Genomic DNA, 12,256 nt, shown 5'->3' with positions numbered 1-12,256 from the left:
GGCTGCGAGAATCATGAAGATCCACAAGTACGACACCGTCATCGTCGGCGCCGGTGGCGCGGGCATGCGCGCGGCCATCGAGTCCACGAAGCGCAGCCGCACCGCGGTGCTGACCAAGCTCTACCCCACCCGCTCCCACACGGGCGCCGCGCAGGGCGGTATGGCCGCCGCGCTCGCCAACGTGGAGGAGGACAACTGGGAGTGGCACACCTTCGACACGGTCAAGGGCGGTGACTACCTGGTCGACCAGGACGCCGCCGAGATCCTGGCGAAGGAGGCCATCGACGCCGTCCTCGACCTGGAGAAGATGGGCCTGCCGTTCAACCGGACGCCCAACGGGACGATCGACCAGCGCCGCTTCGGCGGTCACAGCCGCAACCACGGCGAGGCGCCGGTCCGCCGGTCCTGCTACGCGGCCGACCGCACCGGCCACATGATCCTCCAGACGCTGTACCAGAACTGCGTCAAGGAGGGCGTGGAGTTCTTCAACGAGTTCTACGTCCTGGACCAGCTGATCACCGAGGTCGACGGCGTCCGGAAGTCCTCCGGTGTGGTGGCCTACGAGCTGGCGACCGGCGAGATCCACGTCTTCCAGGCGAAGGCCGTCATCTACGCCTCCGGCGGCACCGGCAAGTTCTTCAAGGTGACGTCGAACGCGCACACGCTGACCGGTGACGGCCAGGCCGCTGTGTACCGCCGCGGGCTGCCGCTGGAGGACATGGAGTTCTTCCAGTTCCACCCGACCGGCATCTGGCGCATGGGCATCCTGCTGACGGAGGGCGCCCGCGGTGAGGGCGGCATCCTCCGCAACAAGGACGGCGAGCGCTTCATGGAGAAGTACGCGCCGGTCATGAAGGACCTCGCGTCCCGTGACGTCGTGTCCCGCTCCATCTACACGGAGATCCGGGAGGGCCGCGGCTGCGGTCCCGAGGGCGACCACGTCTACCTCGACCTCACCCACCTCCCGCCGGAGCAGCTGGACGCGAAGCTCCCGGACATCACCGAGTTCGCGCGCACGTACCTCGGCATCGAGCCGTACACGGACCCGATCCCGATCCAGCCCACCGCGCACTACGCGATGGGCGGCATCCCGACGAACGTCGAGGGTGAGGTCCTCATCGACAACACCACCGTCGTCCCGGGCCTGTACGCGGCGGGCGAGGTCGCCTGCGTGTCGGTGCACGGCGCCAACCGTCTCGGCACCAACTCGCTCCTGGACATCAACGTGTTCGGCCGCCGGGCGGGCATCGCGGCCGCCGAGTACGCACACGGCCACGAGTACGTGGAACTCCCGGAGAACCCGGCCGAGTTCGTGGTCGCCCAGATCGAGCAGCTGCGCTCCTCGACGGGCAACGAGCGGGTCGCCACGCTCCGCAGGGAGCTTCAGGAGACCATGGACGCCAACGTCATGGTGTTCCGCACCGAGCAGACGATCAAGACGGCGGTCGAGAAGATCGCGGAGCTGCGCGAGCGCTACAAGAACGTCTCGATCCAGGACAAGGGCAAGCGGTTCAACACCGACCTGCTGGAAGCGATCGAGCTCGGCAACCTGCTGGACCTCGCCGAGGTCATGGCGGTCTCCGCGCTGGCCCGCAAGGAGTCCCGCGGCGGTCACTACCGCGAGGACTACCCGAACCGCGACGACGTCAACTTCATGCGCCACACCATGGCGTACCGCGAGGTGGGCGACGACGGCACCGAGTCCATCCGTCTCGATTACAAGCCGGTCGTGCAGACCCGCTACCAGCCGATGGAGCGTAAGTACTGATGGCAACCCCCGTTCTGGACAAGGCGGACGCGGCCGGCCAGCCCGAGCCCGGCTTCGCCGACTCCCCCTACATCACGGTCACCTTCCGGGTCCGCCGCTTCAACCCGGAGGTCTCCGCGGACGCCGTCTGGGAAGACTTCCAGCTGGAGATCGACCCCAAGGAGCGCGTCCTCGACGGCCTCCACAAGATCAAGTGGGACGTCGACGGCACGCTGACGTTCCGCCGTTCCTGCGCGCACGGCATCTGCGGTTCGGACGCGATGCGGATCAACGGCAAGAACCGTCTCGCCTGCAAGACGCTGATCAAGGACATCAACCCCGAGAAGCCGATCACGGTCGAGCCCATCAAGGGCCTCACGGTCCTGAAGGACCTGGTCGTGGACATGGAGCCGTTCTTCCAGGCGTACCGGGACGTCATGCCCTTCCTCATCACGAAGGACACGAACGAGCCCACGCGTGAGCGTCTCCAGTCCGCCGAGGACCGCGAGCGCTTCGACGACACCACGAAGTGCATCCTCTGCGCCGCCTGCACCTCCTCGTGCCCGGTCTTCTGGAACGACGGCCAGTACTTCGGCCCGGCCGCCATCGTCAACGCGCACCGCTTCATCTTCGACTCGCGTGACGAGGCCGGCGAGCAGCGCCTGGAGATCCTGAACGACCGTGACGGCGTGTGGCGCTGCCGCACGACCTTCAACTGCACGGACGCCTGCCCGCGCGGCATCGAGGTCACCAAGGCGATCCAGGAGGTGAAGCGAGCGCTGATCACGCGCCGCTTCTGACTCCCCCGCCGCACCACCACGAACAGGGCCCCCTCCTCCCAAGGAGCGGGGCCTTTTTCGTGGGATCCGCCGCACCCTCCGTGCGGTGTTTCCCGGTGGCCGCTTCGGTGCCTCGCCTCAACGAGTGACGAGGGGGGCGTCCGTCGTTCCGGTCCGCCGGCGTCGTCGGGTCGGGCATCTAGCCTGACGGTATGTCAGATGAAGAGTCGTACGAGCTGCTCGGGTTCGACAACGTGCTGCTTCCGGTCGGGAGTCTCGCCGATGCCGTGGCCTTCTACGAGCGTGCCGGGTTCACGGTCGGGTTCCGGTTCGACGAAGGGGGGATCGCGCTGCTGAAGGTCGGCGGCGAGACGCCCGGGATCCTGCTGCGGGCCGAGGAGGGGCTGGGGCATCGCACACCGGTGTGGGCCGCGCCGCGGGTGTGGCTGGAGGTGCCGGACGCGCGGGTCGCGGCCCGGCGGCTGACGGACGCCGGGATCCTGGTCCTCGACGAGCCGTTCTCCGTCGCCACCGGCTGGACCGTGGAGATCGCCGACCCCTGGGGGAACGTCCTCGGGTTCACCGACTACAGCAAGCGGCCGGCGCTCGCGCGGCGGGCGTGAACGGGGTCACTCCGCAATCGAGTTGAACACGTTCAAAAGCAGGTCTACAGTCATCCCTGTCAGCGTTTTGAACGCGTTCAAGAAGGGGTGGGGCATGGACCGTACCGTCATCGCCTACGTCATCTACCTGCTCGTCAGCATCGGCCTGACCGTGTGGGTGGCCCGCACGCTCAGCCGCAACGGGCGGATCTTCCTCTCCGACGTCCTGCACGGGAACGAGCAGCTCGCCGACGCCGTGAACCACCTGCTGGTGGTCGGCTTCTACCTGGTCAACCTCGGCTTCGTCGCGCTGTACCTGCACACCAGTGACACCATCGACGACACCCGCGGCATCTTCGAGGCCCTGTCGTCCAAGCTCGGGGTGGTGCTGCTGGTGCTCGGCGTGATGCACCTCGGCAACGTGTACGTGCTCAACCGGATCCGCCGACGCGGGATGATGGAGAAGGAACAGCTCCCGCCCGTCCCGCCGCAGGGCTGGACGGCACCGGCGGCCGGGGCGTGAGCACCGTGCCGACGACGGGGAACCGGGACGCCGTCCGCGTCCCGGTTCACGGGCTCACCGTTCTCTACGACGCCGAGTGCGCCCTCTGCACCCACCTGCGCGACTGGCTCGCGCGGCAGCCGCAGCTGGTGCCGCTGGAGCTGGTGCCGGCGGGTTCCGACGAGGCCCGGGCCCGCTTCCCGGAGCTGGACCACTCCGCCACCTTCGACGAGGTCACCGTGGTCGGCGACGCCGGGCAGGTCTACCGGGACACCGCCGCGTGGATCGTGGTGCTCTGGGCGCTGCGGGAGCACCGGCCGCTCGCCCACCGGCTCAGCACCCCGGCCGGGGCCAGACTGGCACGGGGGGCGGTGCTCGCCGCCGCCTGGTGGCGGGGCGGGCAGGGTGGCGGCGACGGCAGGCCCTTCCGGCGGCAGGACGGCTGGGTGTACGAACCCGGTATCGGGTGGATATACGACCCTCCGGGCTGTGCCGGTGGCGTCTGCGCGACTGGTTAGGCTCTGTCCGTGTCCGCGAAGAACGACGGTCCCGTCGAGGCCGGTGCCCCCAGCAAGTCCGAGCAGACCCGCGCGCTGATCCTGGAGACGGCGATGCGGCTGTTCCGGGAGCGGGGCTACGAGAAGACCACGATGCGGGCCATCGCCACGGAGGCGGGGGTCTCGGTCGGCAACGCGTACTACTACTTCGCCGGCAAGGAACACCTGATCCAGGGCTTCTACGACCAGCTCGCCGCCGAGCACCGGGCGGCGGTCCGCGAGGTCCTGGACCGGGAGACGGACCTGGAGGCGAGGCTCTCGGGAGTGCTCAAGGTGTGGCTGGACATCGCCCTGCCGTACCACGAGTTCGCGGTCCACTTCTTCAAGAACGCCGCCGACCCCGACAGCCCGCTCAGCCCCTTCTCCCCGGAGAGCGAGCACGCCCGCGAGGAGGCGATCAGCGTGCACCGGGAGGTGCTCGCCGGGGCGAGGACCAAGGTGGCTCCGGAACTGCGGGACGTGCTGCCGGAGTTGATGTGGCTCTCGCAGATGGGTCTGGTCCTGTACTGGATCTTCGACCGGACAGAGGGCCGGGAGCGCAGCTACCGGCTGGCCGAGCGGGGGGCCCGGCTGACCGCGCGAGGCGTCTCCCTCGCGCGGTTCCGGGTGCTGCGGCCGCTGGTGCTGGAGGTCCACGAGCTGTTCACGGACTTCCTGCCGGGGATGACCCGGGTGCTGCCGGACCCGGCGGCCCAGGGGCGCCGGGACGGCTGATCACTTCCGGTTGACCGCGTCCACCCCGTCCTCCGCCAGCTCCACGTCGTACACGAGCGGCCCCTGGCCCACCGTCACGTGGTGGGCCTCCGAGCCGTACGACGGTGCGGTCACCGCCAGCAGGTAGGCGCCCGGGGCCGGGACCGAGACGATGTAGGAGCCGTCGGCCAGCGACGACACGTGGTCCAGCCGACGGCCGCCCCCGGACGTCAGCGTCACCGACGCGCCCTCCACCGGGTCACCGTCCGGCGTGCGGACGAGACCGTGCACCACCGAGGCCGGGCCGGCCGGCTCCCCCGGCTCCGGGGTCTCCTCCGCCGGCTCCACGGCCAGGTGCGGCAGCCGCTTCTCCAGCCAGCCCGGCAGCCACCAGTTGGCGGCGCCCAGCAGGTGCATCGCCGCGGGCACCAGGGCCGTACGGAGGATGAAGGCGTCGAGCGCGACCGCCGCCGCCAGGCCCACGCCCGCCATGGCCGCGCCCGAGTCGCCGCTGAGGACGAAGGCCAGGAAGACACAGACCATGATCAGGGCGGCGGAGTTGATGACCCGGCCGGTCTCGGCCAGCCCGACCCGCACCGCCCGCGCGTTGTCCCTGGTGTGCACCCACTCCTCGTGCATCCGGCTCACCAGGAACACCTGGTAGTCCATCGACAGGCCGAAGAGCAGGGAGAGCATGATGACCGGGAGGAACGCGTTGATCGGGCCCTCCTTGCCGAGGCCCAGCAGGTCCAGGCCCCAGCCCCACTGGAAGACCGCGACCAGGACGCCGAAGGAGGCCGCCGCCGCGATCAGGTTCATCACGGCCGCCGTCAGCGGGACGACCAGGGAGCGGAAGGCGACCAGGAGCAGCAGGAAGCCCAGCCCGATGATCGTCGCGACGAAGAGGGGCAGCCGGTCGCCGGTGACCGAGGCGAAGTCCTTGGAGACCGCCGTCACCCCGCCGACGTGCGCCTGCGCGCCCGCCTTCGGGATCACCCGGTCGCGCAGGGTGTCGATCAGGTCGTCCGTCTCCTTGGACTGGGGAGAGGTGGTGGGGACGACCTGGATGACCGTCACCCCCTTGGCGGGCGGCAGCTGGGCCACCCGCGCGACTCCCGGGGTCGACTCCAGGCCCTGGACCAGCCGTGCCGTGTCGCCGCCCACGCTGACCACCTGGAGGGGGCCGTTGAAGCCGGGGCCGAAGCCCTCGGCGAGCAGGTCGTAGGCCTTCCTGGTGGTCGTGGACGCGTCGTCGTTGCCCTGGTCGGTGGCGCCGAGGCGGAGGGAGAGGACGGGGACGGCGAGCACCGCCATCACGACGAGCGCCAGAGCCGCGATACGGCGGGGGCGCTTCTCGACGTTCGCCGACCAGCGGGCCGCCAGGCCGCTCGCCCGCTCCGGCTCGGGGCCCTCGGCGGCCAGCCGGCGGCGCTGGCGGCGGCTGAGGACGCGCGGGCCGAGGAAACCGAGCAGGGCCGGCAGCAGGGTGGTGGCCGCGAGGACGCTGAGGACGACCGTGAGGGACGTGCCGATGACCACGCCGTCCAGGAAGTGCAGCCGGGTGACCAGCATGCCGGCGAGCGCGATGCACACCGTGCCGCCCGCGAACAGCACGGCCCGGCCCGAGGTGTTGAGGGCGGTGACCGCCGACTCCTCCGGGTCCAGGCCGCGCAGGATGCCGCGCCGGTGCCGGGTGACGATGAACAGGGCGTAGTCGATGCCGACACCGAGGCCGATCAGGGAGGCGAGCAGCGGGGCGATGTCGGGGATGTCGGTGGTGTGGCTGAGCAACTGGGTGGAGAACAGGCCCATGCCGACGCCGAAGACGGCGATCGCGATGGGCAGGGTCATCGCGAAGAACGACCCGAAGGCGAGGAAGAGGACGACCGCGGCCGCGATGATGCCGACCATCTCGGACAGGCCCTGCGGCGGCTCCTGGACGCGCTGCACGGCCTGGCCGCCCAACTCGACCTGGAGGCCGTTGCGTTCGGCGTCCTTGGCGGTGTCGAGGACCTGCTGGATCTGCTCCTTGGGGATCTCGTTGGCCCGCTTGGTGAAGGTGAGCTGGGCGTAGGCGATCGTGCCGTCCCCGCTGATCTGCGCCGCGCCCTGCGGACCGGCGTAGGGGCTGGTGACCGCGCCCACGCCGGGCAGCTTCGCGATCGTGTCCAGGGCGGGCCCGACGCGGTCCCGGACCGCCGGGTCCTTCACCGAGCCGTCGGTGACCCGCCACACCACGGTGTCCGTGTCACCGGAGGTCTCCGGGAAGGCCTTCTGCATCAGGTCGTACGCGCTCTTGGAGTCCGTGTCGGGAAGGGAGAAGACGTTCGCGTAGTTCGTGCCCGCCGCCGAGGCCGAGAAGCCCACTCCCAGCAGCGCCCCCACCCACAGCAACAGGACCACCAGCCGGTGCCGATAGCACCACCGTGCCAATGCCGTCACGCTCAACAGCTCCTTGTCGTAAATCACTTCGGTCGGTCGGTCCCCCAGGTCCTGGGCAACAGGATCGGCAGCGGGCCGCCCGGCGGGACACGCGGCGCGCATGACTCTCAAGGAACTCCAAAGCTGCGCGCCCCCGGGCGGCGGCGGGGGCGCCGATACTGGGGGCATGACGGCTCCAGGCAGCACCGTGCTGATCGTGGAGGACGAGCCCAGCATCGCGGACGTCCTCGCCATCGCCCTGCGCTACCACCGGTTCGAGGTGATGACGGCCGGCACGGTCCAGGGCGCCCTCGCGCTGGCCGAGCGCACCCGCCCGGACGCGGCCCTGCTCGACGTGATGCTGCCCGACGGCGACGGCCGGGCGCTGGCCCGCGAACTACGCGTCCGCCGGCCCGACCTGGCCCTCGTCTTCCTGACCGCGCGGGACGCCCCGGCCGAGATAGTCGGCGCCCTCGGCTACGGCGACGACTACATCACCAAGCCCTTCAACATCGACGAGGTCGTCGCCCGGATCGGCGCGGTGCTGCGCCGCACCCGCCCGGCCGACGTCATCCAGCAGCGGCCGCCCCTGCGCTACGGCGACCTGGAACTGGACGAGACGACGTACTCGGTGCACCGCGCGGGCCGCACGGTCGAGCTGACCCCCACCGAGTACGCGCTGCTGCGCTTCCTGGTGCGCAACGGCGGCCGGATCGTGCCCAAGGAGCAACTGCTCAGGCACGTCTGGCAGTACGAGCACGCGCCCTCGGACTCGACCGTCGTGGAGACGTACATCAGCTATCTGCGCCGCAAGCTCGACACCCTGGGACCGCCGGTGATCACCACCCGGCGGGGTGTCGGATACGGCCTGGCATGAGCCTGCGCGACCGCCGTCACCGGCACGGCGTGCACTCGCTGCGCGGCAAGCTGACCCTGGCCAACGTCGGGCTGCTCGCCGTCGGCATCGTGGTGGCGACCACCGTGAGCATCATGGGCATGCGGCTGTACCTGCTCGACCAGGTGGACTCCGAACTGCTCAAGACGCGTACCTCGCTGGGGAGTTCGGGCCTCACCCTGCGGCAGGTCGACTCGCTGACCGCGCTCGGCGTGGTCCGCGAACGGATCACCCCGGCCGAGTCCGACCCGACACCGGACTCGATCTTCACCGTAGTCGACACCAAGGGCGACCCCCTCACCGTCTTCGACATGAAGCCGACCGGGGCCCAGCGCGCGCTCGCGGCCGCCGTGCCCGACCCGCGCGCCCTGGTCGCCGCGCCCGGCCCGCACGACGTCGACGTGCACGGCGCGGCCTACCGGGTGACGGCGACCCGGCTGGCCGACGGCCCCTACATCCTGCTGGCCACCTCGACCGAACTGCTGCACAAGGGCATAGCCAAGGCGCTCCGGCTCGACTTCGCCGTCGGCACGCTGCTGCTCGCGCTGCTGTGCTGTCTGACCATGTACAGCGTGCGGCGACGGCTGCTGCCGCTGGAGGACATGGTGGAGACGTCGTCCGCGATCGCCGAGGGCGACCTCACCCGGCGGGTGCCGTCGAGCCACCATCCGACGCAGGAGGTCGAGCAGTTGCGGCTCGCCCTCAACTCCATGCTGCACCAGGTGGAGACGGCGTACCGGACGCGTGAGCACAGTGCGGCACAGCTGCGCCGGTTCGTCGCCGACGCCTCGCACGAGCTGCGCACCCCGCTCGCCGCCATCCGCGGCTATCTCCAGCTGTACGACCAGGGGATGCTGAGCGAGCCGGGGGAGCGCCGGCGGGCCTGGGACCGGATGCACGGCGAGGTGGACCGGATGGGGCGGCTGGTGGACGAGCTGCTGCTGCTCGCCCGGCTCGACCAGCGGCCGGAGCTCCGGTTCCGGCACGTCGACGTGAGCCGCCTGGTGCGGGACGCGGCGGAGGACCTGCGGGCCCAGCAGCCGGCGCGGCGGGTGGTCGTCTCGGCCGACGGGGCGGTGCTGGTACGGGCCGACGAGTCAGGGCTGCGGCAGGTGCTGGGGAACCTGCTGGCCAACGTCCGGGTCCACACGCCGGTCGGCGCCGCCGTGCGCCTGGGCGTGGAGCGGGCGGACGGAGCGGTGCGGGTGTGCGTCGCCGACGAGGGGCCGGGGCTGGCGGACGCGGACGCGGCACGCATCTTCGACCGGTTCTTCCGGGTGGGGGGCGGCGAGGGCAGCGGGCTGGGGATGGCGATCGTGCAGGGGGTGGTGGAGGCGCACGGGGGTGAGGTGTGCGTGCGCACGGCACCCGGCGAAGGGCTGGCCGTGACGGTCACGTTGCGGTCGGACTGAGCCCCGGGCGCGGCCGGCCCGGGGCGGCCCGTCAGAGCCAGCCCAGACTCCACAGCCGGAACACGCCGGTGCTGTCCGTGAGGTACTGGGCGCCGACCACTTCCTCGCTGCTGAGGACGTAGTCCGTGCGCTGCCACAGCGGGATCAGCGGCACGTCGTCGGCGACGTCCGTCTGGACCTTGCGGAAGTCCTGCTCGGCCTGGCTGCGGTCGGCGTACCGCTGGCTGTTCAGCAGCAGATGGTCCACGGCCTTGTTGCTGTAGCCGGTGCTCATCACGGAGTCGCTGCCGACCAGGGAGGCGCCGAAGGTGTCCGGGTCGGGGTAGTCGGCGACCCAGCCGACCGCCCAGGCGTCCATCTTGCCCGCGGCCCACGACTTCTGGAAGTCGGTCCACTCGTAACCCTTGACGTCCACCTTGAACAGGCCGCCCGTCTCCAGCTGCTTCTTCAGGGCGGCGGCCTCCTCGGCCCCCGCGCCGTGCCCGATGCCGTAGCCGAAGGAGAACTCGACCGGGGTGCTGACGCCGGCCTGTGCCAGGAGCGCCTTCGCCTTGGCGACGCTCTGCTCCGGGTAGGAGTCGAAGAACGACGTGGTGTGACCGGTGAGGCCGGTCGGGATCAGCGAGTACAGCGGCTCCACCGTGCCGTCGTACACGGTCGAGGCCAGCTGCTCGCGGTTGACCAGCCAGGCGAGGGCACGGCGGACCAGCACGTCGTGCAGGGGCGACTTGTCGCGGGTGTTCAGGTACAGGTTGCGGGTCTCGGAGCTGTCGGACTCCAGGACGCGCTGGTCCGGGTCGCTCGGCGAGAGCTTGGAGACCATGGCCGGCGGCAGCGTCCGGGTCGCCACGTCGACGCGCTTGGCCTTGTAGGCGGCGGCGAGCTTGGCCGAGTCCGGGTAGTACCGCAGGTCGATGGGGCGTCCGGTGCTCAGCGCGCCCTGGTAGTGGCCGTTGGGCCGCAGGACCGCCTGCTTGTCCTTGGTGTACGAGGTCAGGGTGTACGGGCCGGTGCCGTCCACCGACGTGCCGGTGCGCAGGCCGTCGGCCGGGTACTTGTCGCGGTCGACGATCGCGCCGGCGCCGGTGGCCAGCTTGAACGGGAACGTCGCGTCCGGGGACGACAGGTGGAACGTGACGTCCTTGCCGCCGGTGGTCACCGAACCGAGCGTGGCGAACAGGGACGCCGGACCGACATCGGAGTTGATCTTCTTGACCCGGTCGAAGGAGTACTTCACGTCCTCGGCGGTCATGGTCCGGCCGCTCGGGAAGGTGATCCCGTCGCGCACCTCGCAGCGGTACGTCCGGAGCGTCGAGTCCGTGAAGGAGCAGCTCTGGGCCGCGTCCGGGACCGGCTGGACACCGCCGGGCTCGAAGGTGAGCAGCGTCTGGAACACGTTGTTGTACAGCGCCCAGGACCCGGCGTCGTAGGCGCCGGCCGGATCGAGCGAGGTGACGGCGTCCGTCGTGCCGACGGTGATCGTCTTGTTCTTGTTCCCCTGCGCCGGCAGCAGCTGCCAGCCGCCGATCCCCACGATCGTCAGGACGACGAGCGTGACGAGAATCCGCATGCGAACAGATCGCATGGTTGGTGCCCTCCCCAGGACCCGCACGGGCCCGTCCCGTCCCGGCCGGGGCCCTCCGCAAACGCCACTCCCCTAAGTGACGCGGCTCACCTAATCACAGGTGTTTCATGTGGGGGAAGAGCGATCTGACTAGATGAGGAAGAACTTACCGAGCGCTCGTTTCCGCCGGATTTCACAGTGTCTTCACAGACTCGGCGAGGGTGCGGCGGGGTCGGTTCTCGGTCAGGCCCGCTTGGACGCGAGTTCGATGACCGTGATGTCCGAGGGGGCACCCACACGGGTCGGCGGACCCCAGGCACCGGCACCCCGGGAGACGTAGAGCTGGGTGTCGCCGTAGCGGTCCAGACCGGCGACGGTCGGGTTGGCCGCCGCGGCGATGAAGTTGCCCGGCCAGAGCTGGCCGCCGTGGGTGTGGCCGGAGAGCTGGAGGTCGACGTGGTGGCGGACGGCCTCGTGGATCTGGACGGGCTGATGGGCGAGGAGCACGCAGGCGCGGGCCGGGTCGCGGCCGGCGAGGGCACGGTCGAAGTCGGGGCCCTGGCCGGTGCTCTCGCCCGCGATGTCGTTCACCCCGGCGAGGTCGAAGTGGGCCAGTTCGGTGCGGGCGTTCTCCAGGGGGTGCAGGCCCAGACGGCGAACCTCCTCGACCCACTGGGCGGCCCCGGAGAAGTACTCGTGGTTGCCGGTGACGAAGTACGCGCCGTGCCGTGCCGACAGCTGGGCGAGGGGGGCGGCGGCCGGGCCGAGGTCCTTCACGCTGCCGTCGACGAGGTCGCCGACCACCGCGATCAGGTCGGGCTGGGTGGCGTTGACGGTGTCGACGACCTGCTGCGCGAAGCCTCGGCCGAGGATGGGGCCGAGATGGATGTCGCTGACCACGGCGATGCGGTAACCGTGGGCGGCACGCGGGAGTTTGGCGAGGGGGACGGTGACGCGTTTCACGCGGGGGCCGCGGAGGACGCCGTAGGTGCCGAGCCCGACGGTGGCCGTGGCGGCGGTGGCGGCTGCGCCGCCCACGACCCGGGAGACGAAGAGCCGGCGGCTGGGGGCGGGTGTGGGGGCC

At 70.7% G+C, this 12,256-nt stretch carries 11 protein-coding genes; 8 read left to right on the top strand and 3 right to left on the bottom strand.

What is annotated here, in order from left to right:
* Positions 1 to 13 precede the first annotated feature (13 nt).
* From sdhA to AAW13_RS22745, 6 genes are all read left to right on the top strand, one after another.
* Positions 14 to 1,768 (top strand): succinate dehydrogenase flavoprotein subunit, encoded by a 1,755-nt coding sequence (sdhA, locus tag AAW13_RS22770; RefSeq protein WP_046729768.1) that lies wholly within the window; start codon positions 14 to 16, stop codon positions 1,766 to 1,768.
* A complete protein-coding gene (locus AAW13_RS22765; RefSeq protein ID WP_046729767.1) occupies positions 1,768 to 2,547 on the top strand; it encodes a succinate dehydrogenase iron-sulfur subunit in 780 nt (259 codons plus the stop codon). The genes sdhA and AAW13_RS22765 overlap by 1 nt, the downstream gene beginning before the upstream one ends.
* Positions 2,548 to 2,738: 191 nt before the next feature.
* Positions 2,739 to 3,149, top strand: a complete 411-nt coding sequence (locus AAW13_RS22760) for a VOC family protein (RefSeq protein WP_046729766.1) — start codon at positions 2,739 to 2,741, stop codon at positions 3,147 to 3,149.
* Between the two features lie 94 nt (positions 3,150 to 3,243).
* Complete coding sequence (locus tag AAW13_RS22755) at positions 3,244 to 3,651, top strand: hypothetical protein (RefSeq protein WP_046729765.1); 408 nt, start codon at positions 3,244 to 3,246, stop codon at positions 3,649 to 3,651.
* Positions 3,648 to 4,148, top strand: coding sequence for a thiol-disulfide oxidoreductase DCC family protein (locus tag AAW13_RS22750; RefSeq protein ID WP_240528697.1), 501 nt, complete (start codon positions 3,648 to 3,650; stop codon positions 4,146 to 4,148). The genes AAW13_RS22755 and AAW13_RS22750 overlap by 4 nt, the downstream gene beginning before the upstream one ends.
* A gap of 9 nt (positions 4,149 to 4,157) precedes the next feature.
* Positions 4,158 to 4,901 (top strand): TetR family transcriptional regulator, encoded by a 744-nt coding sequence (locus AAW13_RS22745; RefSeq protein ID WP_046729764.1) that lies wholly within the window; start codon positions 4,158 to 4,160, stop codon positions 4,899 to 4,901.
* Here AAW13_RS22745 and AAW13_RS22740 read toward each other — a convergent pair whose 3' ends face one another.
* On the bottom strand, positions 4,902 to 7,313 hold the full coding sequence (locus AAW13_RS22740; RefSeq protein WP_046729763.1) for an MMPL family transporter: 2,412 nt from the start codon (positions 7,311 to 7,313) through the stop codon (positions 4,902 to 4,904).
* 175 nt (positions 7,314 to 7,488) lie between these two features.
* Between AAW13_RS22740 and AAW13_RS22735 the strand changes: the two genes are divergently transcribed.
* Both AAW13_RS22735 and AAW13_RS22730 read left to right on the top strand, forming a co-directional pair.
* Positions 7,489 to 8,178, top strand: a complete 690-nt coding sequence (locus AAW13_RS22735; protein ID WP_046729762.1) for a response regulator transcription factor — start codon at positions 7,489 to 7,491, stop codon at positions 8,176 to 8,178.
* Positions 8,175 to 9,608, top strand: a complete 1,434-nt coding sequence (locus AAW13_RS22730) for a sensor histidine kinase (protein ID WP_046729761.1) — start codon at positions 8,175 to 8,177, stop codon at positions 9,606 to 9,608. The genes AAW13_RS22735 and AAW13_RS22730 overlap by 4 nt, the downstream gene beginning before the upstream one ends.
* Positions 9,609 to 9,639: 31 nt before the next feature.
* On the opposite strand, the gene AAW13_RS22725 is transcribed toward AAW13_RS22730, so the two are convergent.
* Both AAW13_RS22725 and AAW13_RS22720 read right to left on the bottom strand, forming a co-directional pair.
* Complete coding sequence (locus AAW13_RS22725; protein ID WP_046729760.1) at positions 9,640 to 11,193, bottom strand: ABC transporter substrate-binding protein; 1,554 nt, start codon at positions 11,191 to 11,193, stop codon at positions 9,640 to 9,642.
* Between the two features lie 222 nt (positions 11,194 to 11,415).
* On the bottom strand, positions 11,416 to 12,256 hold an 841-nt coding region (locus AAW13_RS22720; protein ID WP_143145034.1), incomplete at its 5' end, for a metallophosphoesterase.

This window comes from Streptomyces humi (assembly GCF_001005085.2).
Taxonomy (GTDB): Bacteria; Actinomycetota; Actinomycetes; order Streptomycetales; family Streptomycetaceae; genus Streptomyces; species Streptomyces humi.
Note: the sequence above shows the minus strand (reverse complement) of the source record. Positions and strands in the feature narration are given on the sequence as shown.